Below are 22,158 nucleotides of genomic sequence, written 5' to 3'. Positions count from 1 at the left end.
GTGGGTCAGCTCATTTCTGCGTCCTCCGAAGGACCAGCCCATCGCAGGCGCGCGACGCCCCATCGCTGGCAGTCCCGCCTACAGCAGGCTGCCGGTGCCCGGATGTTCCGGTTCCGAGGTTGGCAGGTTCTCTAGCCCCCCGTCTGGCAACGCCCGCTGCAGCGCCTTCGCCTCGGTCCAGGGCGCGCGCATCCAGGTTTCGCGTTCCTTGGCCGTGGTCAGGATCACCGGCATGGCCTTGGGGTGGACGGACTTCACCGGCTCGCTGGGCTCGGTCGTCAGGAAGGCGAACAGGTCAATCGTCTCCATCCCCGTCCTGATCTTGCGCACCGACGTCCAGGCGCGCGCGTGGACGCCGGCGAAAAAGGCCAGTGGCTCCGGATCTTCGCCCGCCAGGCGAAACCAGACCGGGCGGTATCGGCCCTCGGCGTCGCGGCCCGGCTCACTGAAGGCCGTAAACGGGACCAGGCAGCGGTTGGCCGGATCCAGCCACGGCTTCCAATGCGAGGACGTGGTGTTGCGTACATTGGTGGTGCCGCCATCGGGCTCCATCTCCAGCAGGCGGGGGAAGTCGACCTCCTTGCCCTTTGCCCTCATCTTGTCGGCGCGCTTTGTCGCCGCATCGAACAGCGCCTTCTTCGACGACGGCATGCCCCAGCGTGCAAGCGCCAGTTCCCGCTGCCCATCAAGGCCATGGCGGACGATCGGGGCGGGATAGTCAGGATAGACGTCGCCGGGCGCGAGGTTGCCGACTTCGGAATGCATGGCACGGGCCAGATCCATGATCGCCTGAGGACCGGACCGCTGGCGGTAGAGATTGCACACGCCTCAGTGTTCCGTCCCACTGATCACCTGCTGGACAACCGGGTCCATGAGCGAGGCGATGACTTCGAGGTCGAATGCGTCCTGTGCCTCTGTCAGGTCTGCCAGGACCCTCGGCTGGTTCTGACGCAGGGTCGAGATACGATAGTGGGAGCCGCTGGATCGCCCGTAAGCCTTCGGCTCGCTGATCTCAAAGAGCTTCACTCCTGCCTCTTCACGCAGCAGCTTCCGGGTTGATGCCATGACCCCACCTCCTCAGGTGAAAGATCATCACACGGTCGTTCCATTGTCGAATCTGCCGGAACCTCAGGCCGGTCTGGCGCACTGTCTATGCGGAGCGGGCCTTAACGGTGCCCTTCCCCTGCCAGCATGGGCCGCTCCGCTTCTCTCGTGATTGAGCCCTGGCCCCTCGGTGCCTCCAGCGCCGGGGGGCCTTGTCTCGTTGGCGCGGTAATTATGCATCGCTAGTGCTCGCGCTTGGAGAATCTTGGAAGGCAGCCCGCTGATTGGCGGACGCGCCCAATGTCTGTCGAGCGTGGGAATGCAACCCGCACCGACGCAATCAAAGCGCTCTGTCATGCAATGCGATTGCGCCACTGCGGACAGGCCTGGTCGAGAGGCGTTCCAGTCTGCGTGTGGCGGGCAAGCCGTCATGATAAAGGGTCAGGCCATGCCCTGCCCGAGCCTCGTTCTCGGCTCTACCTACGCGCTCAAAGCGAGCCGTTCGGCATGGGGCCATGAGACGTCGGGCAAGGTTTCGAACCCGGGCTTGGCGAGCAGATAGCCCTGCATCAGCCCAACCCCGAGATCACTGAGCGCATCATATTCGGCCCTGGTCTCGATGCCCTCGCATACCGGCTCGATCCCGAGGTCGCGCAGCATGCACAGTGTGTTTCTGACGATCGCTCGCTTGACGCGATCCGTGTCGACATCCCGGATCAGAGCCATGTCCAGCTTGACAATGTCAGGCTGGAACTGGGTCAGGAGGCCAAGCCCGGCATAGCCCGCGCCGAAATCGTCGATGGCCGTTCTGAACCCCATCGCGCGATACGAGCGCAGGATATTGAGAATGTGGCTTGTGTCGATCGCCTCGTCTTCCGTGAACTCGAAGATGATCTTGTTCAGCGGGAACCCCGTGCGCATCGCAGCAGCCAGCGTCACGCGAATACAGGCCTTGGGTTCATAGACCGCATTGGGCAGAAAGTTGATGGAGAGGCCCGCCCCAGCCGCCGTGGCGTCCAGCTTTGAGGCCTGCTCAATTGCCGTGGTGCGGCACAGCTGATCGAAAGCATATCGGTTGTCCGGAGACACCTGAGCCAGGACTGCAGCCGCTCCCTGTCCCCCAGGCCCACGTACCAGGGCCTCATAGGCAAAAACCGTGCGGTTCCTGATGTCCACGATCGGCTGGAACGCCATAGAGACCGGCTGCTCGAACCCTGTCCCATCCCTACACGCGACACACGACATCGTTGAACTCCATCCTGCGGCCATTCTGGCTCGCAAAGACTGATCGTCTCCTTAACCGACCCTGCAACTGGAAGCATGCTGCATGACGTCAGGTGAAGCGTGGTGGATCATCTATGTCGCCAAGACGTTGGACAGTGCGCAGCAAAGAGAGACGCGACATGGGCCAGATGATCGACGGGCAGTGGCATTCGGGAGAAGCGACCGAGGCCAGCAAGGATGGCGACTTCAAGCGCCAGGACAGCGGGTTTCGGGACTGGATCACGCCCGACGGCAAGCCTGGTCCTGACGGCCAGGACGCCGTGCCGGCACAGCCTGACCGGTATCATCTCTATGTCAGCCATGCCTGCCCCTGGGCGCATCGCACGCTGATCGTACGCGCACTCAAGAAGATCGAGCCGCTGATCCCCGTCTCGGTCGTTCACCCGCTGATGCGAGACAACGGCTGGACCTTCAAGGCCGAAGACGGCGCGACCGGGGATCTCGTAAACGGTCTCGACCACCTCTGGCAGCTCTATGCGAAAGGCCGCGCTGACTACACTGGCAAGGTCACCGTGCCGGTGCTCTGGGACTGCGTCGAACAGCGCATCGTCAACAATGAGTCGTCTGAGATCATGCGCATCTTCAATCGCGCGTTCGATGGCGTGGGGGCTGCCTCGCTTGATCTCTGTCCGGGCGCGCTCGCCACGCAGATCGATCACGTCAACGACCAGGTCTATGAGGCGGTCAACAATGGTGTCTACCGCGCGGGCTTCGCGACCACGCAGCAGGCGTATGAGCAGGCCGTCATTCCGCTGTTCGAGCAGCTCGATGCGCTCAACAAGAGACTGGGCGCCTCGGACTGGCTCGTCGGCGATCGCATGACCGAAGCGGATATCCGCCTCTTCACCACCCTGATTCGCTTCGACGCTGTCTATCACACACACTTCAAGTGCAACGTCAGACGCATCGTCGACTATGATGGCCTGTCGCGTTTTCTCGAGCGCATGATGGCCATCCCCGAGATCGCCGATACCGTGCATTTCGACCAGATCAAGCAGCACTACTACACCAGCCACCTCGATCTGAACCCGTCAGCCATCATCCCCGCCGGTCCGATCCCGCACTGGGGCCGAACTTCACACCAGTAAGTCAGCGAGCGAGAACAGGCCGGTCAGCCCGCCGTGCCGCAGAGCATCTCACAGGGTTCACCATCGCTGTTGCCGTCGAGAGACGAGACCCCGCACACCTGCAGATAATAGTGCGCCTCCTCGCATGAGCTCATCTGACGACAGTAGCGTTTGCCCGAGCATGTGAACGACCCGCCTGATGACGACAGCCCATCCGCAGGCTCGGCTCGGTGCGACAGCAGCGACTGAACCGGCTGTGCCGGTGCCCGGTTGCGAAGTTCCCGCCGCGTCCCCCCTTCATTCAACCGAGCCTGCCCAAGCCGTACCCCCTGTCGCCAGTCCCAGGGCGGTACCGTCTGGGCATCGCTCATCGACCACAGACCCCTGCGCTCACTACGCGCACGCGCCTCGGTCGCGAGCAGCGTCTGATCGGTCAGATACTGACGATACGCCCAGGCATGCCCGTCTTTGACCATCGCACGATTGACGTCCAGGCCATCGCCAAACACGCGCGCCACGACACGACCATAGCGATCGGTATCGGTCTGCTGCACCGACACCCTCTGTCCGAACACCAATGCAGACAGCGCCTGCCTGGAGCGATCCCCCCACGGCTGCCCGCGTTCCGGTGCGTCGATCTCGGCCAATCTGATCGTGTGCTGCTGGTCGGTCGCATCGAGCACGGTGAGGGTGTCACCATCGCTCACACCGACCACCGTGGCTCTGAACGAAACCGCGGTTTCCGACTGCGATGACGAGCCCCCCTGCCCCAACCCCGTCGCCAGCTGATCGCACGCAGCGACGCTCGCGAGACACAGCACGCTCCCCATCGCTGCGAGCGCGCGCGTCAATCGGGTCAGTGTGTTTGTCGTGATCTGCACCGGGACAAGTCTGACCGACAAAACCTACGAAGCGGTGACCCCTTTCGGCACCGGACTGAAGTCCGACCTCCGTCAAAAATCGGACGAGGCCGAGCCGTGCGGCAGGCCTGGGGGGAAGCGCACTGGGTAGACCCGGCCGTTGCCAGTCCTGATCTGACTGGGTAACAGCGATGAAGTCACAAAGGTTCAGAGGGGCGTTACCGGTGCAGGGCAAGACAAAGTTCACTATCGGCATGGCGATCGGTGTAGCCGCGGGTATGATCCTGTATCGTATTCTATTTGGCTAGAACCTTGCCAAGACTTCGCGGTGGGTAGCGCGGCCTGACCCCTCCAGAAAACCCAGGCTTGATAGGTTTGCCGCGTATCAACGCCAATATCCATGCCCTGTCGCGAAACCACTGCCCTATCCGCCGATGAACATTCGGACGACGAAAAGAACCTGCACGAGCAGCAGCACCACCAAGGCGGCGATCATGACCCTCTCCTTACCATCCCGTCCGCCCAAGCCTGTCCCCCGCCCCTAGTCCAGGATCACCGACGGTCGAGCGTGACGATGATGGCGCAGTGATCGCTGAGGGCCTCCCCCCCATACGTCCGCTCCTCGAACCCAAGCTGGTCCGCGGCCGCCCGCCGATCCAGGACGATGTGATCGATGAAGTCCGGATAGCGCGGATTGCAGCGCGCCCCGGTCGTGCCGGCCGCCAGGCTCAGATCCGCACCTGCGGGCTGGGCGTCGTCCCAGTCGGCCCAGACGGTGTCGTCCGCCAGAGCCAGACGGCGGTTGAAATCCCCGAGCACGGCAAAGCGCACGTCCTCGCCCGCCCGGCGGTCGATCCAGTCCTCCATGACCGGCACCTGCTGCATGAGAACGGGACAGGCTGCGTTGCGGTCGCCCGAGCTGCAGCCCGACTTCAGATGGACGGACAGCAGGCGCACCGGCTCGCCGCCCTGCGGTCGCACCACGATATCGACGCCCGAGCGCAGATCGGCATTGCCGAGCTGCAGGGCCACAAGGTCCGCCTGCCGGTCGAACGCCAGGCCCCTGCGGATCGCAAAGCCTGTCCGCTGGTCGCGGATGGTCAGGCCGTCCTCGCCCCGGCAGGCCCCGCCGCGCCCCGACCCCACACGCTCCTCGACCACCACCACATAGCGCGACGGATCGAAGATCCGCTCCACGGCCGCCCTGGACTCCACTTCCTGCACCGCGACCACATCGGCCTCCAGAGTCTCGGCATAGGCGCGCAGCGCCGCATAGTCCGCATCGGTCCGCGGGCGACACCCCGTGCCATTGGCCTCGGCCAGATGTTCCATGTTCCAGGCCGCCAGCCTGAGGGGTGCCTGCTCCAGCAAAGGCACCGACGTCGCCCCCAGACAGCCCGACAGGGCGAGGGACAGGCCAACGGCCAGGGCGGAGCGCGACAAGGTATTCATTTCCATTTTAAAGCATGCAGGGACGGCCGCCGACCAGAGGTTTCAAACCTCATGTTCGGAGTGCCTGTCGGGCTCAAGCTTCCCGTCGTGCCGACCTGAGATCCGCCACGATCGCCTTGCGCTGTGTCTCGTACGAAGCCCCGGCCTTGGCCCGATCCGCCTCGATCTTCGCCATGGCCGCCTCCAGCCCGGACACCGTCTCGGCATGGGTGGTGTCGAGTGACGCCAGCTTCGCCTCGAGCGCCTCCAGCCTGGCCCGGGCCTTCGCCCGGGTCCTGGTCTTCTTGGCGTCATCGGCGGATTTGGGCGATCGCCCGGCCCGGGAGGATGGAATTTCCTGGGCGACCTCGGCCGCCCGTTCGACACCCGCTAAGGCAAACCACAGCGCTCGCATCGCCCCACGCCCCCCGCGCCCGACATCGCGCCTCCTCCATCCTGGTTCTTGCAGCATCCTTCACCCGATTCATCGGGGATAAGGACGACGCCGCATTGACTCCGGACCGAAATGAGAACCAGAACAGATCAGGAACACTGATGCCCCGGAAAGGAGGTCCCCATGAACAGTCGACCTGCCCCCGGGCTTGCCGATCTTCGCGCCCGTATCGAGCGGCTGGAGCAGACCGGTCGTCCCGACTGCGGCATCCTGCCGTTCGGCGTCGGCCCGCTGGATGCGGCACTGCCCCAGGGGGGACTGGCCCGGGGAGCCCTGCATGAGGTGGCCGGAGGGGGTGACGGGGCCGTGGACGGGGCGGTGGCGGCCCTCTTTGTGGCCGGCATCGCCGCGCGCCTGCCCGGCCAGATCCTGTGGTGCGTCACCCGCCCGGACCTTTTCGCCCCGGCCCTGCAGCAGGCCGGGCTCGATCCCGGGCGCGTCCTCTATGTGGAGGCCGGGGACGAGAAGAGTTTGCTGGCCTGTTTCGAGGAGGGGCTCCGGCACGGCGGCATCGGGGCCGTGGTCGGCGAAGTCGCCAGGCTGTCGATGACCGCCTCCCGGCGCCTCCAGCTCGCGGCCGAGACCTCCGGCGTCATGGGGCTTGCCGTCAGACGGTGGCGGCGGGCCACGGATGCGGCGGATTTCGGTCAGCCCACGGCCGCCACCACCCGCTGGCGGGTCAGCCCGCAGCCCTCCTCTCCCCTGCCCGCGCCCGGCGTCGGACGCCCGCGATGGTTCGTCGAACTGATCCGCTGCCGCGCGGGCGACTGTGCCGATTTCACCCTGGAAGCCTGTGATGAGAAGGGCCGTCTCGCTCTACCTGCCGAACTGGCCGATCGACCGGCTGTATCGGCGCCTCGACGCCGCCGCGCCGCCGCCTGACACCCCGGTCGTCCTGGTCGGCCGGGAACGGGCACGCCGTATCCTCACCGCCTGCAATCCGCTTGCCCGCTCCCAGGGCCTGCGCGCCGGCATGGCCGCCAGCCAGGCCCAGGCCCTCGTGCCCGGCCTGCAGGTCCATGACGCCGATGCGGCGGGCGACGCGGCCGCGCTCGACCGCCTCGCCCACTGGGCACAGCGCCACTATGCGCCGGTCTGCGCCGCCGACGGACCCGACGGCCTGGCGATCGACGCCACGGGTGCGGCCCATCTCAAGGGTGGGGAGGCCGGTTTCCTCGCGGACCTCGAGGCCCGGCTGGCCGCGGCCGGCATCCGTGCCCGCGCGGTCATGGCCCCGACCTATGGCACCGCCCATGCCGTCGCCCGGTTTGCACCGGACCTCTCCATCGTCGCCGAAGGCGGGATCGGACGGACGATCGGCGACCTTCCCCTGGCGGCCCTGCGCCTGCCGGACGCCCTCCTGCCGGCGCTATCACGGCTCGGGTTCCAGACCATCCTCGATCTCGAACGCCAGCCCCGCGGCCCGCTCACCCTGAGGTTCGGTCCCGAGATCGGCCGGCGTCTCGACCAGGCCTATGGGCGCAGCTTCGAGCCCATCACCGCGGTGATCGACCAGACCCTCCCCCGGGCCGAGCGGCTGTTCGCCGACCCCATCGGCGCGCCCGAGACCCTGGCCCGTTATGTGGCCGAGCTCGTGACCGACCTGTGCCTGGCCCTTGAGCGCGACGGCCTGGGAGCCCGCCGGCTGGACCTGCACTGCCAGCGCGTCGACCACCGGCTGGAGACCGTCCGGGTCGCCACGGCGCGGCCCCTTCGGGATCGTCGTCGGCTGACCCGTCTCCTCTGCGACCGGATCGAGACCATCGCGCCGGGCTTCGGGATCGAACGGATGACACTGATTGCCTCCATCGTGGACCCGCTGGACTGGCGGGCCGCCCCATCCGGGCTCGGGGAGGCGGAAGCGCCGGACGTCTCCGGCCTGATCGATGTCCTGGCCAACCGCATCGGCAGGGATCGTCTCTATCGGTTGACCGCCGTCGAGAGCGATGTCCCCGAACGCTCGGTCCGCAGGACTGCGCCACTGGCCCCCGATAGCGCGACCGCCCCGGGCTCCACGGCGACCTGGGCCTCGGACTGGCCCCGACCCGCCCGCCTGTTCCGGCCGCCCGAGCCGGTCCAGACCCTGGCGTTGCTGCCCGACAATCCGCCCACCCACTTTACCTGGCGCGGTGTGCGGCGGCGCATCCGCCGGGCGGACGGACCCGAACGGATCCACGGCGAATGGGCACGCAGCGATGCCGAGCTCTGGGCCGTGCGCGACTATTTCCAGGTCGAGGACGAGGCGGGAGAGCGGTTCTGGCTCTTCCGGGCCGGAGACGGCGAGGATGCCCGCACCGGCCCCCAGACCTGGTTCATCCATGGCAAGTTCGGATGAGATATGCCGAGCTCCAGTGCGCCTCCCACTTCTCCTTCCTGCGCGGGGCCAGCAGCTGCGAGGAGCTGTTCGGCCAGGCGGCCGCCTGCGGGATCGAGGCCCTGGCCATCACCGACCGCAACAGCCTGGCCGGGATCGTGCGGGCCCATGAGGCGGCCCGTGCCAACGGGGTGCGCCTGGTCGTCGGCTGCCATCTGCAGCTGACGGACGACACGAACCTGCTCGTCTATCCCACGGATCGCCCAGCCTATTCCCGCCTCTGCCGTCTGCTCTCGATCGGCAAGCGCCGCGGCGGCAAGGGCCGCTGCCGCCTCGACTGGGAGGATGTGGCCGGCCATGCCGAGGGCCAGATGGCCATACTGGTGCCGGACCGGGCCGACGGCACCACCCGCCGGGCGCTGGAGCGGACGGCGGAAATCTTCGGGCCGCAAGCCCATCTCGGCCTCACCCTGCGCCGGCGTCCGCGCGACCAGATGCGGCTCCATGACCTCAGCCGCCTGGCCGAGGAGACCGGCGTCTCCACCGTGGTCACCCATGACGTCCTCTACCACCACCCGGACCGGCGGATCCTGCAGGACGTCGTCACCTGTATCCGCGAGGGCTGCACCCTCGATGCCCTTGGCTTCAGGCGGGAACGCTCGGCCGACCGGCACCTGAAACGCGCCGCCGAAATGCACCGGCTGTTCGCAGCCTATCCGGACGCCCTGGCCCGCACACTCGAGATCGCGGACCGCTGCCGCTTCTCCCTGGACGAACTGTCCTACCAGTATCCCGACGAAGTCAGTGAGCCGGGCCTGTCCCCGCAGCAGACGTTGGCCCGGCTGACCTGGGAGGGCGCTGCAGCGCGCTATCCCGACGGTCTGCCGGACAAGGTGCGCAGGAGCCTGGAGCATGAGCTGCGCCTGATCGGGGAGCTCGGCTATGCCCCCTATTTCCTGACCGTGCATTCCATCGTGCGCTTCGCCCGCAGCCAGGACATTCTCTGCCAGGGGCGGGGGTCGGCGGCCAACTCGGCCGTCTGCTATGTGCTGGGCATTACCGCCATTGATCCGGAACGCAACGACCTGCTGTTCGAACGCTTCGTCAGCCAGGAGCGCCGGGAGCCGCCGGACATCGACGTCGACTTCGAGCACGAGCGGCGCGAGGTGGTCATCCAGTGGATCTTCGAGACCTACGGCCGCAACCATGCCGCCCTGTGCGCCACCGTCATCCGCTATCGGTCCCGGGGTGCCCTGCGCGATGTCGGCAAGGCCCTCGGCCTGTCCGAAGACCTGATCAAGACCCTCTCGTCCCAGGTCTGGAGCTATTCCAGCGAGGGCGTACAGGACAGTCATGTCGAAGAGCTAAACCTCAACCTCGAGGACAGACGCCTGCGCCTGGCGCTTGATCTTTCAAGACAATTGATCGGCTTTCCCCGCCACCTCAGCCAGCATCCGGGCGGCTTCGTCCTGACCCGTGACCGGCTGGACGACCTCGTTCCCATAGAGCCGGCGGCCATGAACGATCGCCAGGTCATCGAATGGGACAAGGACGATATCGACGCCCTGAAATTCATGAAGGTCGATGTCCTGGCCTTGGGCATGCTCAGCTGCATGAAGCGGGGCCTGGACCTGCTGGCCGAGCACAAGGACATCACCCTCGACCTGGCCACCATCCCGGCCGAGGACCCGAAGACCTATGCCATGATCCGCAGGGCCGACACCCTGGGAACCTTCCAGATCGAGAGCCGGGCCCAGATGGCCATGCTCCCCCGCATCAGGCCCCGGACCTTCTATGACCTGGTGATCGAGGTCGCCATCGTCCGGCCCGGACCGATCCAGGGCGACATGGTTCATCCCTATCTGCGCCGGCGCGAGGGCCGCGAGCCGGTCGTCTATCCCACACCCGAGCTGGAGAAGGTGCTGGGCAAGACCCTGGGGGTGCCGCTGTTCCAGGAACAGGCCATGCGGGTGGCCATCGAATGTGCCGGCTTCACCGCCTCGGAGGCCGACCAGCTGCGGCGCGCCATGGCGACCTTCAAGGTCACGGGCGGCGTCAGCCATTTCAGGGACAAGCTGATCGACGGCATGGTCGCGCGGGGCTATGCGGCCGACTTCGCCGAGAGGACCTTCAGCCAGCTGGAGGGCTTCGGCTCCTATGGGTTTCCGGAGAGCCATGCGGCCTCCTTCGCCCTGATTGCCTATGCCTCCTCCTGGCTCAAATGCCACCACCCGGACGTCTTCTGCGCCGCCCTGCTCAATGCCCAGCCCATGGGCTTCTATGCGCCGGCCCAGATCGTACGCGATGCACAGGACCATGGAGTCGAGGTCCGGCCGGTCTGCATCAACTTCAGCCGCTGGGACTGCACCCTGGAGGCAGACACCCGGGGCGACCGCCTCGCCATCCGTCTCGGCTTTCGCATGGTCAGGGGGCTGGCCAATGCCGCCGCCGCCCGTCTGGTCGCGGCCCGCTCGGAGCGTCCCTTCGGCTCCGTCGACGAGGCCTGGCGCAGGGCCAGGGTGCCGGTGCAGGACCTGGTGCGGCTGGCCGAGGCCGACGCCTTCCGCCCCGCCCTGGGACTGGAGCGGCGAGAGGCGCTCTGGGCGATCAGGGCCCTGCGGGATGAGCCCCTGCCCCTGTTCGCCGCGGCGGCCACCGATGACGGCGAGCCTGTGTCCGAGGTCTCCGAACCGGCCCCGAGCCTGAGAGCCATGGCTCCGGGTCGTCAGGTCGTGGAGGACTATACCCATACGGGGCTGACCCTGCGCGACCATCCCCTGACCTTCCTGCGCGATGAACTGCAGAACCGGCACGTCATGACCTGCGCCGAGGCCACCGGCATGCGGGACCGCCGGCTGACCCGCGTCGCGGGCCTGGTGCTGGTGCGCCAGAAGCCCGGCAGCGCCAAGGGCGTGATGTTCATCACCATCGAGGACGAGACGGGCGTCGCCAATCTGGTGATCTGGCCCCGTCTCTATGAGGAACAGCGGCGGGTCGTCCTGGCGGCCAGCATGCTCATCGTCGATGGCCGGGTCCAGCGCGAGGGGGAGGTCATCCACATCGTGGCCACCCGGCTGCATGACGGCTCGGACCTCCTGGCCAGCGTGGGCGAAGGCGGCGAAGCCTTTCCCCTGCCTCACGGGCGCGGCGATGAGGTCCACCATGGCAGCCTGCCCGATCCCCGGGGCGGTCCGCCGCGCAATCCGCGCGCGCGGGACATCTTCATTCCTGATCTGGAGGCCACTGTCATCCAGCCCAGGACCCGGGACTTTCGCTAGGCGGAAAGACGGGGCAGACGTCCGGGCGTCTCCATGAACAACGTGCCCGCGTTGCAGTGGCCAGAATCAGTGTGAAGACCCGCCACACAGGGCGGATTTTCGGGGAAGACCCGGTCGGCAAAGGCATCGACGGTCAACTGACGCATGAGAGGGTCTCCCGCCCTGAGCCTGTTTGGCTCTCGGGCACGTCTCCAGCCACCCCCCGGCCTGATCGCCATACAGCCATACCGGCTCCACTGTATTGGAGGCAGCCCCGGGTCAGTCTAGCTGAAGGGATGCTCACGCGCCTTCATGGCCGCATCGATCATCAGCAATCCGGACTGTTCTGCCGCGTCGGCCGTCATGCAGACCCCCTTGCCCCCGACAGAAGACACCACCACCGAGCCGTGGTGACCGACTGCTGTCATGGGCCGGGTCTCGATATCCGGGTCCGGAAGGGGGTCAGGCGGAAACTCTGGCATGCGGACCAAACCCCCGAGGCCGAAAGCCGTTCAAGCGCTGCAACAAAGATAGTTTGGCCCGCACGGCTGCCCTGTCGACGATCAGCCTCAACCCGTCTGCCGTATGTGTCGCCAGCACGCATTGGCAATATCACATCCTGTCCAAGCCGACGGAACGCACGAGTCTTCTCCGAGTTGGGATTGCAGGCGGGAGTTTCAGAGGAAGCAAAACATGGCTGGAGGCTGGACGCGAGATGGCGCGGTGCTCGACCAGATCGAGGACACGGTCGTCGATGGCGTGCTGTCGGCACGATCCCGGCTTCCGACCGGTCCTGGACGCCCCGACTGTGTCGAGTGCGGCGACGACATCCCCCTGGCGCGCCGACGCGCCCTTCCCGGGGCCACAACCTGTGTCCATTGCCAAGCCGGGCGCGACACGCGCGTCAGCCACTCCGCCATCAATCGCCGCGGCAGCAAGGACAGCCAGTTGCGGTGATGCGTCGCGCCCCCGCGGGCCGCCGGAACGGAACGGCAGCCACCCGGTTCACCCTCCAAGGAGAACGACATGAGTCAGAAGACCTACGAAGTCACTCTACAGACCGACGCCGGCGACACCCGCACGGTCACCGTCCCCTCGCCGACCGGCGTGCAGGCCGGGGACGCCGCGCGCGCCCTGATGGCCGAGGGAGAAGCCATTCTCGCAATCACCGAACTGCCCGAGGGCGATACCCGTGATCTGGACGGCGGCTCGCCGAAGACCCAGGCCGAAGAGCTCGCGCCCGTCACCCCGGGCGCGGCAGCGGTAGACACCGATCCTGCGGTCAGGGGCGAAACCCATGGATGATGCCCGCCTCTGGGGTTCTGAAACCGGATTGTGGACCGCCGACCCCGAGCATTACCGCGAGATCATCGCCGATGACGCCCTGGTGATCCTGCCTGGCCATGCCAGTGTGCTGGTAGGGGCCGACGCCATCCATGCCGTCAGTGCGACGCCGCGGTGGTCGACGATCGCGTTCAGCGATCAGCAGGTCAGCCGCCCGCACGAAGGGCTGATCGTGATCGCCTATGCCGTCGAGGCCTGTCTGGATCACGAAGTTTACCGGGCCCGGTGCTCGACCACCTATCTGCGGCATGCCCATGACGACTGGCATGTGATCCAGCACCAGCAGTCTGCCGAAACACCGGCGTCCTGATACAGGGGTAGACACACCGACGGCCTACAGCCGCACAGGGAGAGCTGATGCCACGCCGGTTCGCACCCACAACGGTCGTTGCATGCCGGGACCGTCGCTGAGCTACCTCCGGCGTGTGGCCCAGATCACAACGCCCAGCGCGCTGCAGACGACCAGCAGGTCCTCGCCCAGTCCGCTCCGCGTCTGGCCGATCTGTCGCATGGCCTTCTTGCGGGCTGCGAGGGTCAGGTAGGCCAGAGGCACTGCGGTCGCCACGGCCACCGCTCCGCCCATCCGCTCGCGTCCGCGGGGCACAAGGGCGGCACCGGCGATCCCTGCACTCATGATCCTCGCGATCAGGCCCAGGGCCACCGTCCGTTCTGGCGCGGTCTTCATCTTGTCGCCAAACAGTTCGCCGACGCCCATCATCAAGGCCCCGGCCGTGAAGAGAGGCTGCTTCAGAAGCATCAGCCTTCCGGGCGTGGCACGACCGGCAAGGTGCGCGGCCGCCAGTGCGCCCATGGGAGACATCGAGCGTGCGCTGGCCACGGCACCGATCAGCAGGGAGGGAAGCAGGTCGGGGTATTTCATGGCGTTAGAATACGCAGCCAGCGATCCGGTTCATCCCGCCCACCCACGAGATCGAGGGCGCGCGGGCTAGGCCGATCTCCAATCGCGCCCACAGCTGGCCAGCCAGGGCCTGACATCGCCGGCCCCGCTTTCTCTGCGCCTAGAGGCGGGTACGCGCGCGGATTGGCGTATAGGCGCAGCTGAAGGCGGGATCAGTCGCCCCGATGTCCGGTTCGAGGTGGATGTGCAGGCGCGCCTCGCCCGCTGCCTCATCGAGGGCAAAGGCCTGTTCGGCTTCGTAAAGATCGTCCCGGTGGGGGGCCGTCCAGCCGCGGGCGCGTTTCAGGGCCCTCGACTTGGCTCCAGCCAGGGTGTCGGCGACCACGAAGACATTGCGATGCCGCTCGACGAAATCCTCGTCGTCATAGCCACCCAGGTTCACATAGTAGAGCCGGGCCGGACCCTCGAACGGCTCCGGTCGAAGGCTGATCCGATAGCCATCCGCCTGGTCGATCTCGGCCCAGCCGTCGATATGCAGGCTGCCCGGCCGTCCCCACCACTGCGTCCTCAGACTGTCATGGGTGGCTTCGATCGTCGGGGCGACGACGAAGCGTATGTCATGCACCTCGATATTGGCGCGCGGATGCTCACCCCCGACGTAGATCGCGAAGAGTTTGGGGGTCATGCGGGCTCCGGTGTGTGGCGGGTGACGGGATTGAGGGGCTGCTGCGACGCCAGAACGAGTTCGCGACCGACCACCTGCCCCATCCTGTAGGAGCTGGTGATGCCCTGGATGAAGGGATGCCGGCCCATGATGAAGGGCAGACCGAGGCAGAAGAGCCTGTGCGCGGCGGGATGGTCCGACACCGGCCGGAAGGTGTCGTCGATCGCGATCCCGCGCACGCTGTCGCCCGAACCTTCCTCGACCTCGTCGCGGATCAGGCCCTGGGACAGCAGCGACAGGAAGGGAAACTGCAGGCCGGAGAGCGCCCGCTGTCCGGTTGCCTCGACGAAGACCGGGTAGTGCAGCCTTTCCCCGCCGGTCTGGACGATCGCTCCGGACAGCGGTGTCTCCCGATCGATGGTGTAGGTCTCGCCCAGGGCTTTCACCTGAAGACGTCCGGCCCGGTGCAGGGCAAGGAGGCGCGAGATGGAGCGATGGGGCACGGCTCCGTAGCTGTCCACGAAGACCGGCTTGAGCGACCGGTTGAACCGGTCAAACTGGGCAGCGTCCAGGTGGGGGACGATCAGGGCAAAGACCTCGTGCAGCCGCAGCAGGGCATAGCGCCAGCCGATGGTAATTCCCGCCGCCATGTTCCGGCGCGCTTCGGCAAGGTTTTCGGCCGCCCAGTCGAACGGATCGACATCGGCCCGGCGCGCGAAATAGGCGGCAGCGAACGTCTCCGGGGTCGCCGTCTCCAGCCCGACCTCCCGGGTATACTCCGGATCGCTCAGGGCCATCTCGCGCCTGAAGAGGGCAAAGGCGCGGTCCAGCCGACCTTCCACTGGGCCAGCGGCCACCTCCGCCAGGGCCTCCGGGGTCATTACGACCGGGGGCTCTGGCGGCAGGGGGGAGAAGACGTCCGCCTCGGGAAGAAGCCCGCGTCGTGACATCATGGTCAGGCTCAGGCCCTCGGACCCGGGCCGCACCCGGTACTGCATCCCCCCGTCATCGCCCGAGGCGTCCGGCTCGATGAAGTCCCCGTGCGCCATCGCCAGGGCGACGGCCGCGTCTATGGCCGTCAGCGATGATCCCAGGATGCCGACCGGGACCGCCGGGATGCGGGCCAGGGTCGAGGATGGCCAGGGGGTGAGATGATAGCCGTCGCGCGGCCTGATGCCGGCGGGCCACTGGTGTCCCGTGGCCAGCACGACCTGGTCGAAGACGAGATCGACCGCCGGCCGGCCGTCATCGACGATGGAGAGCCGCATCCCGGCGGGGTCGGCGCTGACATCCGCGACCCGGCAGCGCGATCGCACCGTGATGCCGACGCCCTGCCCTGCCGCCTTCCCGACGAGGGCGACAAGCTGGTCCGCAAGGAACCGGCCCAGGACCACGCGCGGATAGATGCCCCGGTCGTCGATGGTGTCGGCCCGCAGGCCGAAGGTCACCAGGGTCTCGACGTCCTGCCGGCGCAGCCAGGCCGACAGGGTTTCGGTCACGGGCGGGATCTCGATACTCGCGATGTTGGCGAGCAGCACGGGATCGTTCCAGCCGGACCGATAGGGCGAGCCAGGACCGGCGATGGGCTCGGATTCGAACACGGTTATGTCGACGTCCCGGCCGCCCGTCTCCAGGAAGGCGGCCAGCGTGTAGAGGGTCGTCGGCCCCGCACCGACAAAGGCTATGGTGGATCTCATGACGGCAGAATGCGGACCTGCCGGAATGGTCGCATGAAGCGGCCACGATTCAGCGGCATCAGGACGGAATTCCGCTCGTGGGTCTCGCTGGGTCCCGCAGGGCCGCGACCACCACCGGCGCGAGACCCCGCGCGATGACGTCGATTCCGGCCGCATTGGGGTGCAGTCGGTCCGGCAGGGTGAAGGCCGGATCCAGCGCCATGCCTTCCAGCAGGAAGGGGTAGAAGGCAACGCCATGCCGCTGGGCGACCTGGCCGAACACGGCCTCGAAGGCCTGGCCAAAGGCTCCAGCCCACGGCGGGGCTCGCATGCCGCACAACAGGGTGTCGATATTGCGGGCCTTCAGTCGCGCGATGATCTCGTCCAGCGTCCGGGCCATGTCCGCAGGATGCACCATCTGCATCAGATCATTGGCTCCGAGCGCCACCACACACAGCCGGGTCTCGGCCGGTACGTCACGGGCCAGCCGGCGCAGTCCGTCCGCCGTCGTATCGCCGGAGACGCCCGCGCCGACCACCCGCACGCGCAGACCAAGGGTGCTGATCCCTGCCTGCAGCTTTACCGGCAGTGCGGACGCTGCGGGCAGGCCGAAGCCGGCGCTGATGGAATCCCCCAAAAGCGTCACGACCGGCCGATCGGGATTCCGTTCAGCCTCGGAATCAGCCGCTTCGGCCTCAGGCACCGCCACCCGGCTCCGCCTGTTTGCGATGCATTTCGGCCAGGGCGGTCTGGGGCAGCACAGCCGCCGTAGCCGCCTGGACCTTGTTCATCATGCCGGCCACGACATCGCCCTGACCGCGCAGCATGGCGCGGTAGCCGATCTCGGCAACCTTGTCGGCCTGCATCTTGGCGGCCTTGCCGACGACCGTATCCTGCATCCCCGCCCGCTCGAAGAAATCCGTTTCGGTCGGACCCGGCATCAGGACGGTCACGCTGACGCCCGTGTCCTTCAGCTCGTTGCGCAGGGCGAAGGACAGGCTGTCCACATAGGCCTTGGAGGCGTTGTAGACGGCCTGGAAGCTGCCCGGCATCAGTCCGGCGATCGAGCCCGTCAGCAGGATGCGGCCGCTGCCGCGTGCACGCATGTCCCGGCCAACGAGATGGAGAAGCTTCGTTGTTCCGGTGACATTGGTCCCGATCACGTGGGCGATGTCCTCAAAGGCCTGGTCCAGAAAGCCCTCGCCCAGGCCATGGCCGGCATTGGCGGCCAGGGCATCGACCGGACGACCTCCAAGGCGGTCGTAAAGTGCGAGGACACCCGCCTCGGTCGCCAGGTCCACCTCCAGCGTGTCGACCTGCACGCCGGTGGCCTCCAGCATCGTACGCGCGTCACCCAGGGACCTGTCCGCACAGAGCATCAGGTCATGGCCGTCTCCGGCAAACAGTCGTGCGAGCTCCAGGCCGATGCCGGAGGAGGCCCCCGTCACAACGGCCAGTTTCCCCAACCCGTTCGCGTTAGGTCCATTATCCGACACAGAATTCTCCTCAAGACGTAAGCCCTGCCGAACCGGTTCAGCCTCTCGACAGTTCCATATTGTCCCGCTGGAACCGGGGCTCGAGGCAGGGATTGGAACAGTCCGACACACGGAGGACCCATGTCCCAAGGGCCCCAATCCACGGATGCCGACGTCGGCTCCACCGCCTTCCTCGACCACGACCGGATCGAGGGGGACCATGCGTCCCCGAGCCTGCGGGCCGCCATGATCAACCGTCCGCGGGACGAGCTCTATGCGGCCTGGCGCGACCTCGAGCGCCTGCCGCGTTTCATGGAGAATGTGAAGTCGGTCCGCGTGATCGACGACACCCGCTCGACGTGGGTGATCGCCGGACCGGCCGGGAAGGACATCGAGCTCGACAGTCTGATCACCGAGGACATACCCGGCGAGCGTATCGCCTGGACTTCGGCCGTTGGGACGGACATCGACCATGAGGGCTGGGTCAGCTTCAAGGACAATGCCTTCAGACGCGGCACGGAAGTGCGGCTCTTCATCAGCTACGACCCGCCCGCCGGCGTGGTCGGCAAGGTGGTGGCCAAGGTCCTTCAGCGTGAACCGCGGGTCCAGGCGCGGCGCGAGCTGCGACGGTTCAAACAGCTGATGGAGACCGGTGAGGTCTCGACCTCCAGGGCCCCGGATGCGGCACCCCGCGGTCCCCGCCACCTCTGACTTTCACTCTCAGCCTATCGCATAACAAGGATCCCGCCATGCGCGCACTGACCTGGCACGGCAAGCACAACGTCAAGGTGGACACTGTCCCCGATCCCCAGATCGTCAATCCCCGGGATGCCATCATCAAGATCACCGCGACCGCCATCTGCGGCTCGGACCTTCACCTCTACGACAGCTATATTCCCGGCATGTCCAACGGGGACATCCTCGGCCATGAGTTCATGGGCATCGTCGAGGAGGTCGGGAAAGAGAATACGACACTGAAGGTCGGCGACCGGGTGGTGGTGCCCTTCGTGATCGCCTGCGGCCAGTGCTTCTTCTGCGAGCACAGGATGCCGGCGGCCTGCGACAACTCCAATCCGGCTGAGAAGGCCGACGCCTCCGAGATCGCCTATGGCTATGCCATGACAGGAGCCTTTGGCTATTCCCACCTGACGGGTGGTTATGCCGGAGGGCAGGCTGAATACGCCCGCGTCCCCTATTCAGACTATGGGCCGATCAAGATTCCGGACGGGATCGAGGACGAACGCGTCCTCTTCCTCTCCGACATCTTTCCGACCGGATGGATGGCGGCGGAGAACTGCCAGATCCAGCCGGGTGATACGGTCGCCGTCTGGGGCTGCGGACCTGTGGGACTGTTCGCGATCAAGAGCGCCATTCTACAGGGCGCGGGACGGGTCATCGCCATCGACCACCATCCGCGTCGCCTCGAACTGGCCAGGGCCAACGGTGCCGAGGTCCTCAACTACCATGAGGTCAAGGTGCGCGAGGCCCTGGCCGAGATGACGGCGGGCATAGGCCCCGACAGCTGCATCGACGCCGTCGGCATGGAAAGCCATGGGTTCTCTCCCGACAATATCATCGACGCCATCAAGACCACCACCCGACTGGGGACGGACCGGACTCACGTCCTTCGAGAGACCATCATGGCCGTCCGGAAGGGCGGCACGGTGTCTGTGCCGGGCGTCTACGGCGGCATGGCGGACAAATGGCCGGTCGGAGCCTTCATGGAAAAGGGGCTGACGCTCAAGACCGGCCAGACCCACGTCCAGAACTACCTGCCCCAGCTGCTGCAGATGATCCTGGAAGGCCGGATCGACACCACGGACCTGATCAGCCATCGCCTGCCGCTTGAGCAGGCCGCCGAGGGCTACAGGAACTTCAAGGAAAACCAGAACGAATGGACAAAGGTGGTGCTGCTGCCGCACTGACGGGGACGCTGCACCGGGCTTCTGTCGCGCGCGGGTGGACCGAGGCATGGCAAGGGCCCGTCAACGCCTCTCCGAGGTTCGGCGAAGCGCCGCCAGCCCCGATTGAAGGATGGCAGGACGAAACCCTCGCTGTCGGCAACGTTTGAGGGAGCCACCTGGATCAGGACGCGTTCGGGTGACATGACACAAGCGCTGCTGCAGGACCGGGCCAGTCTCGCCTACGCCCGTGACCTGGGCCGGGCCTTCGGCGGGGCCCTGCTGTTCGGCCTGCCGCTGCTGATGACCATGGAGATGTGGAACTATGGTCTCACGCTCGACGGGACGCGGTTGGCCATCTTCCTGCTGACCTCCCTTCCCCTGCTGTTCGGACTGGCCCATTTCGCCGGTTTCACACCTGCCCGCAGCGTCAGCCTGGCGGCTCTCGAGGTCTTCGCCGCCCTGGCGGTCGGCTTTGTCAGCGTCTGCATCCTGCTGGCGCTTCTCGGCGTGTTTCAGGACGTCGCCTCCCCGGGCGTCACGGCGGGTCAGGTCGCCCTGCAGGTCGTCCCCGCAGCCATGGGAGCCCTTCTCGCACGCCGCCAGTTCGGGACCGATCGCACCAGCGAGGAGGAAGGTGAGGCGCGTTATCCCGGCGAGCTCTTCCTGATGGTGGCCGGTGCGCTCTTCCTGGCCCTCAACATCGCGCCCACCGAGGAGGCCCGGCTGATCAGCTATATGATGGGGCCATGGCAGGCGATCGCGCTCATGGTCCTGTCCCTGGGGCTGATGCATGCGATCGTCTATATGGCGGGCTTCGCAGGCCAGGAGGAACAGGGCCATCCCGTGTCCGCCTTCATCCACTTCACCCTAGCAGGGTACGGACTGGTTCTGCTGACCTGTGCCTTCGTCCTGTGGGTCTTTGGCGCGCTTGACGGGCATAGCCTCCCTGCCACGGTCGACGCCCTGATCGTCCTGGGCTTTCCTGGTGCCATTGGTGCCGCCTCTGCACGTCTGCTGATCTGATGACCCGAAAGCCTTCCAGACCCCCTGCCTCGAAACCGACCAGCACAAGCAAGGCACCCGATCCTCCCTGGCTCGCCTGGGCCATGGGCGGTCTGGGCATCGTGCTCGTTCTGGGATGCCTGGGCGTCATCCTCTGGCGCGCCATGTCCGAAGTCGAGGACCCGGACGTCCAGCTGCGGCTGATCGGGACACGCCCCTCCCAGGGTCAGTGGCTGGCCGAGATCGAGGCCAGGAACCTGGGCGGCGAGACGGCCGCCGAAGTCGAAATCGAGGGCCGGCTCGGAGACGAGACGGCTTCGGCGCTCGTCGACTACCTGCCGGCGTCCGGCAGACGCACGGTCATCCTCGGCTTCTCGGAGAATCCCGAGGGACGGCTGGACATGCGAACCCGCAGCTGGATCGAACCGTGAAAGCCTGTCCGGCCCGGCTGGCGCGCCTCCCGCCCCCCTGCCCCACCGGGCCGTCCCGCCTTCCAGCCCCAGGCTGCGACCGGCCCCTTGATGCCCCGACACACCTGCTGAGCCCATCGCGGATTGGTCGGTAGGGGCCGTGCGGATTGCGACCTTCAACATCAACGGGATCAATAGTCGTCTTGAACGGCTGACAGACTGGCTGACCGAGACCGGCCCTGACATCGTCTGCCTGCAGGAGCTCAAGACCCCGCAGCGTACATTCCCCGACGCGGCGCTGGCAGCGCTGGGCTATCAGTCCGTCTGGCTCGGGGAGGCGCGCTGGAACGGCGTGGCGATCCTGTCCCGGATTGGCGAGCCGATCGTCACGCGCCGATCCCTCCCCGGAGCGGGGCAGGACCAGCAAAGCCGGTACATCGAGGCGGCCGTCGCCGGCATACTGGTCGGCTGCCTCTACCTGCCCAATGGCAATCCGCGGCCCGGGCCGAAGTTCGACTACAAGATGCGCTGGAGCGACCGGCTGGTGGCCCATGCCGGCAGCCTGGTGGAGGCGGGCGTGCCGGCTGTCCTGTGCGGGGACTACAATATCGTCCCCACCGACCGGGACATCTACAATCCTGCGTCCTGGCGCGAGAACGCCCTGCTGCAGCCTGAACCCCGGCAGTCGTTCGCCGATCTTCTCGGCCAGGGCTGGTCCGATGCGCTGGCTGAGCGCTATCCGCACGATCCCCAGTGGACCTTCTGGTCGTATCTGCGGAAGGCCTGGGACCGGGATTCAGGCTGGCGCATAGATCACCTGCTCCTGAGCCCTGCCGTAGCGCACCGGCTCGTGGATGCCGGCGTCGATCGCCATGTCCGTGACCCGGCCGGTGCCAGCGACCACGCCCCGGTCTGGATTGACCTGACGGATTAAACCCTAACACACCAGCAAGGCCAGGGTCAGGATCGGCTTCGACAGCCACGGGACTCTGTCAGGACTGGGTCAGGACCGGACTGACTTTCGCCCGGTGGACGAGCACACTGCCTGTACCCACACGAAGGACGGCAGGCCCGCCCGCCGCGACGGCCAGGTCAATCCCGGAGCAACGGCCT

At 66.7% G+C, this 22,158-nt stretch carries 25 protein-coding genes; 12 read left to right on the top strand and 13 right to left on the bottom strand.

Annotated elements, in window-relative coordinates; translation table 11 throughout:
- Nucleotides 1-78: 78 nt before the first annotated feature.
- The 3 genes from WC585_RS13280 to WC585_RS13270 all read right to left on the bottom strand — a co-directional run bounded on the left by WC585_RS13280 (nt 79) and on the right by WC585_RS13270 (nt 2,313).
- Nucleotides 79-825 carry an SOS response-associated peptidase gene (locus tag WC585_RS13280; RefSeq protein ID WP_373258484.1) on the bottom strand — a complete coding sequence of 249 codons (747 nt, stop codon included), beginning with the start codon at nt 823-825 and terminating at the stop codon, nt 79-81.
- Nucleotides 826-828: 3 nt separating this feature from the next.
- Nucleotides 829-1,065 carry a hypothetical protein gene (locus WC585_RS13275; RefSeq protein WP_373258483.1) on the bottom strand — a complete coding sequence of 79 codons (237 nt, stop codon included), beginning with the start codon at nt 1,063-1,065 and terminating at the stop codon, nt 829-831.
- Nucleotides 1,066-1,524: 459 nt separating this feature from the next.
- A complete protein-coding gene (locus WC585_RS13270) occupies nt 1,525-2,313 on the bottom strand; it encodes an EAL domain-containing protein (protein ID WP_373258482.1) in 789 nt (262 codons plus the stop codon).
- A 134-nt stretch (nt 2,314-2,447) separates the two neighbouring features.
- On the opposite strand from WC585_RS13270, the gene WC585_RS13265 reads away from it, so the two are divergent.
- The gene (locus WC585_RS13265; protein WP_373258481.1) at nt 2,448-3,416 is read left to right on the top strand and encodes a glutathione S-transferase family protein; all 969 of its coding nucleotides are present in this window, start codon (nt 2,448-2,450) and stop codon (nt 3,414-3,416) included.
- 23 nt (nt 3,417-3,439) lie between these two features.
- Here WC585_RS13265 and WC585_RS13260 read toward each other — a convergent pair whose 3' ends face one another.
- From WC585_RS13260 to WC585_RS13250, 3 genes are all read right to left on the bottom strand, one after another.
- On the bottom strand, nt 3,440-4,276 hold the full coding sequence (locus WC585_RS13260) for a thermonuclease family protein (protein ID WP_373258480.1): 837 nt from the start codon (nt 4,274-4,276) through the stop codon (nt 3,440-3,442).
- Nucleotides 4,277-4,807: 531 nt separating this feature from the next.
- Nucleotides 4,808-5,698 carry an endonuclease/exonuclease/phosphatase family protein gene (locus tag WC585_RS13255; RefSeq protein WP_373258479.1) on the bottom strand — a complete coding sequence of 297 codons (891 nt, stop codon included), beginning with the start codon at nt 5,696-5,698 and terminating at the stop codon, nt 4,808-4,810.
- Nucleotides 5,699-5,780: 82 nt separating this feature from the next.
- Nucleotides 5,781-6,101 carry a hypothetical protein gene (locus WC585_RS13250; protein ID WP_373258478.1) on the bottom strand — a complete coding sequence of 107 codons (321 nt, stop codon included), beginning with the start codon at nt 6,099-6,101 and terminating at the stop codon, nt 5,781-5,783.
- A gap of 162 nt (nt 6,102-6,263) precedes the next feature.
- Between WC585_RS13250 and WC585_RS13245 the strand changes: the two genes are divergently transcribed.
- The 3 genes from WC585_RS13245 to WC585_RS13235 are packed head-to-tail and all read left to right on the top strand — an operon-like array spanning nt 6,264 to nt 11,732.
- On the top strand, nt 6,264-7,022 hold the full coding sequence (locus WC585_RS13245) for an ImuA family protein (protein ID WP_373258477.1): 759 nt from the start codon (nt 6,264-6,266) through the stop codon (nt 7,020-7,022).
- Entirely contained in the window at nt 6,937-8,475 is a 1,539-nt protein-coding gene (locus WC585_RS13240; protein ID WP_373258476.1) for a DNA polymerase Y family protein, read from the top strand. The genes WC585_RS13245 and WC585_RS13240 overlap by 86 nt, the downstream gene beginning before the upstream one ends.
- Nucleotides 8,472-11,732: an error-prone DNA polymerase gene (locus WC585_RS13235; protein WP_373258475.1), complete on the top strand. Its 3,261-nt coding sequence runs from the start codon at nt 8,472-8,474 to the stop codon at nt 11,730-11,732. The genes WC585_RS13240 and WC585_RS13235 overlap by 4 nt, the downstream gene beginning before the upstream one ends.
- Here WC585_RS13235 and WC585_RS13230 read toward each other — a convergent pair.
- Nucleotides 11,729-11,878 carry a hypothetical protein gene (locus WC585_RS13230; RefSeq protein WP_373258473.1) on the bottom strand — a complete coding sequence of 50 codons (150 nt, stop codon included), beginning with the start codon at nt 11,876-11,878 and terminating at the stop codon, nt 11,729-11,731. The genes WC585_RS13235 and WC585_RS13230 overlap by 4 nt on opposite strands.
- A gap of 117 nt (nt 11,879-11,995) precedes the next feature.
- Complete coding sequence (locus WC585_RS13225; protein WP_373258472.1) at nt 11,996-12,139, bottom strand: hypothetical protein; 144 nt, start codon at nt 12,137-12,139, stop codon at nt 11,996-11,998.
- A gap of 265 nt (nt 12,140-12,404) precedes the next feature.
- On the opposite strand from WC585_RS13225, the gene WC585_RS13220 reads away from it, so the two are divergent.
- The 3 genes from WC585_RS13220 to WC585_RS13210 all read left to right on the top strand — a co-directional run bounded on the left by WC585_RS13220 (nt 12,405) and on the right by WC585_RS13210 (nt 13,365).
- Nucleotides 12,405-12,668, top strand: coding sequence for a DksA/TraR family C4-type zinc finger protein (locus tag WC585_RS13220; protein ID WP_373258470.1), 264 nt, complete (start codon nt 12,405-12,407; stop codon nt 12,666-12,668).
- 69 nt (nt 12,669-12,737) lie between these two features.
- Nucleotides 12,738-13,016 carry a hypothetical protein gene (locus WC585_RS13215; protein ID WP_373258469.1) on the top strand — a complete coding sequence of 93 codons (279 nt, stop codon included), beginning with the start codon at nt 12,738-12,740 and terminating at the stop codon, nt 13,014-13,016.
- Complete coding sequence (locus WC585_RS13210) at nt 13,009-13,365, top strand: DUF4440 domain-containing protein (protein WP_373258467.1); 357 nt, start codon at nt 13,009-13,011, stop codon at nt 13,363-13,365. The genes WC585_RS13215 and WC585_RS13210 overlap by 8 nt, the downstream gene beginning before the upstream one ends.
- A gap of 102 nt (nt 13,366-13,467) precedes the next feature.
- On the opposite strand, the gene WC585_RS13205 is transcribed toward WC585_RS13210, so the two are convergent.
- The 5 genes from WC585_RS13205 to WC585_RS13185 form a co-directional block, all read right to left on the bottom strand.
- Nucleotides 13,468-13,935 (bottom strand): hypothetical protein, encoded by a 468-nt coding sequence (locus WC585_RS13205; RefSeq protein ID WP_373258465.1) that lies wholly within the window; start codon nt 13,933-13,935, stop codon nt 13,468-13,470.
- Between the two features lie 139 nt (nt 13,936-14,074).
- Entirely contained in the window at nt 14,075-14,599 is a 525-nt protein-coding gene (locus WC585_RS13200) for a DUF1543 domain-containing protein (RefSeq protein ID WP_373258463.1), read from the bottom strand.
- Nucleotides 14,596-16,275: an FAD/NAD(P)-binding protein gene (locus tag WC585_RS13195; RefSeq protein ID WP_373258461.1), complete on the bottom strand. Its 1,680-nt coding sequence runs from the start codon at nt 16,273-16,275 to the stop codon at nt 14,596-14,598. The genes WC585_RS13200 and WC585_RS13195 overlap by 4 nt, the downstream gene beginning before the upstream one ends.
- Nucleotides 16,276-16,333: 58 nt before the next feature.
- Nucleotides 16,334-16,963, bottom strand: coding sequence for an arylesterase (locus WC585_RS13190; protein ID WP_373258459.1), 630 nt, complete (start codon nt 16,961-16,963; stop codon nt 16,334-16,336).
- The gene (locus tag WC585_RS13185; RefSeq protein ID WP_373258457.1) at nt 16,950-17,720 is read right to left on the bottom strand and encodes an SDR family NAD(P)-dependent oxidoreductase; all 771 of its coding nucleotides are present in this window, start codon (nt 17,718-17,720) and stop codon (nt 16,950-16,952) included. Before WC585_RS13185 ends, WC585_RS13190 begins: the two co-directional genes overlap by 14 nt.
- A gap of 150 nt (nt 17,721-17,870) precedes the next feature.
- Between WC585_RS13185 and WC585_RS13180 the strand changes: the two genes are divergently transcribed.
- The 5 genes from WC585_RS13180 (at nt 17,871) to WC585_RS13160 (ending at nt 21,979) form a co-directional block, all read left to right on the top strand.
- The gene (locus WC585_RS13180) at nt 17,871-18,440 is read left to right on the top strand and encodes an SRPBCC family protein (protein ID WP_373258456.1); all 570 of its coding nucleotides are present in this window, start codon (nt 17,871-17,873) and stop codon (nt 18,438-18,440) included.
- 38 nt (nt 18,441-18,478) lie between these two features.
- Entirely contained in the window at nt 18,479-19,654 is a 1,176-nt protein-coding gene (locus tag WC585_RS13175; RefSeq protein ID WP_373258455.1) for a zinc-dependent alcohol dehydrogenase, read from the top strand.
- Between the two features lie 180 nt (nt 19,655-19,834).
- Entirely contained in the window at nt 19,835-20,656 is an 822-nt protein-coding gene (locus WC585_RS13170; RefSeq protein WP_373258453.1) for a TIGR02587 family membrane protein, read from the top strand.
- On the top strand, nt 20,656-21,066 hold the full coding sequence (locus WC585_RS13165) for a hypothetical protein (protein ID WP_373258451.1): 411 nt from the start codon (nt 20,656-20,658) through the stop codon (nt 21,064-21,066). Before WC585_RS13170 ends, WC585_RS13165 begins: the two co-directional genes overlap by 1 nt.
- 139 nt (nt 21,067-21,205) lie before the next feature.
- A complete protein-coding gene (locus WC585_RS13160) occupies nt 21,206-21,979 on the top strand; it encodes an exodeoxyribonuclease III (RefSeq protein ID WP_373258449.1) in 774 nt (257 codons plus the stop codon).
- Nucleotides 21,980-22,158 lie beyond the last annotated feature (179 nt).

Source organism: Brevundimonas sp., from assembly GCF_041648055.1.
Classification (GTDB): domain Bacteria; phylum Pseudomonadota; class Alphaproteobacteria; order Caulobacterales; family Caulobacteraceae; genus Brevundimonas.
This window is presented reverse-complemented; position numbering and strand designations above follow the sequence as displayed.

Bases quoted from the DNA above. Each gene is read 5' to 3' on its own strand.
- WC585_RS13250 (WP_373258478.1), bottom strand. From the start codon at position 6,101: ATGCGAGCGCTGTGGTTTGCCTTAGCGGGTGTCGAACGGGCGGCCGAG.
- WC585_RS13170 (WP_373258453.1), top strand. From the start codon at position 19,835: ATGACACAAGCGCTGCTGCAGGACCGGGCCAGTCTCGCCTACGCCCGT.
- WC585_RS13225 (WP_373258472.1), bottom strand. From the start codon at position 12,139: ATGACAGCAGTCGGTCACCACGGCTCGGTGGTGGTGTCTTCTGTCGGG.
- WC585_RS13220 (WP_373258470.1), top strand. From the start codon at position 12,405: ATGGCTGGAGGCTGGACGCGAGATGGCGCGGTGCTCGACCAGATCGAG.
- WC585_RS13200 (WP_373258463.1), bottom strand. From the start codon at position 14,599: ATGACCCCCAAACTCTTCGCGATCTACGTCGGGGGTGAGCATCCGCGC.
- WC585_RS13210 (WP_373258467.1), top strand. From the start codon at position 13,009: ATGGATGATGCCCGCCTCTGGGGTTCTGAAACCGGATTGTGGACCGCC.
- WC585_RS13240 (WP_373258476.1), top strand. From the start codon at position 6,937: ATGAGAAGGGCCGTCTCGCTCTACCTGCCGAACTGGCCGATCGACCGG.
- WC585_RS13175 (WP_373258455.1), top strand. From the start codon at position 18,479: ATGCGCGCACTGACCTGGCACGGCAAGCACAACGTCAAGGTGGACACT.
- WC585_RS13235 (WP_373258475.1), top strand. From the start codon at position 8,472: ATGAGATATGCCGAGCTCCAGTGCGCCTCCCACTTCTCCTTCCTGCGC.
- WC585_RS13165 (WP_373258451.1), top strand. From the start codon at position 20,656: ATGACCCGAAAGCCTTCCAGACCCCCTGCCTCGAAACCGACCAGCACA.
- WC585_RS13215 (WP_373258469.1), top strand. From the start codon at position 12,738: ATGAGTCAGAAGACCTACGAAGTCACTCTACAGACCGACGCCGGCGAC.
- WC585_RS13180 (WP_373258456.1), top strand. From the start codon at position 17,871: ATGTCCCAAGGGCCCCAATCCACGGATGCCGACGTCGGCTCCACCGCC.
- WC585_RS13275 (WP_373258483.1), bottom strand. From the start codon at position 1,065: ATGGCATCAACCCGGAAGCTGCTGCGTGAAGAGGCAGGAGTGAAGCTC.
- WC585_RS13265 (WP_373258481.1), top strand. From the start codon at position 2,448: ATGGGCCAGATGATCGACGGGCAGTGGCATTCGGGAGAAGCGACCGAG.
- WC585_RS13195 (WP_373258461.1), bottom strand. From the start codon at position 16,275: ATGAGATCCACCATAGCCTTTGTCGGTGCGGGGCCGACGACCCTCTAC.
- WC585_RS13270 (WP_373258482.1), bottom strand. From the start codon at position 2,313: ATGGCCGCAGGATGGAGTTCAACGATGTCGTGTGTCGCGTGTAGGGAT.
- WC585_RS13205 (WP_373258465.1), bottom strand. From the start codon at position 13,935: ATGAAATACCCCGACCTGCTTCCCTCCCTGCTGATCGGTGCCGTGGCC.
- WC585_RS13230 (WP_373258473.1), bottom strand. From the start codon at position 11,878: ATGCGTCAGTTGACCGTCGATGCCTTTGCCGACCGGGTCTTCCCCGAA.
- WC585_RS13245 (WP_373258477.1), top strand. From the start codon at position 6,264: ATGAACAGTCGACCTGCCCCCGGGCTTGCCGATCTTCGCGCCCGTATC.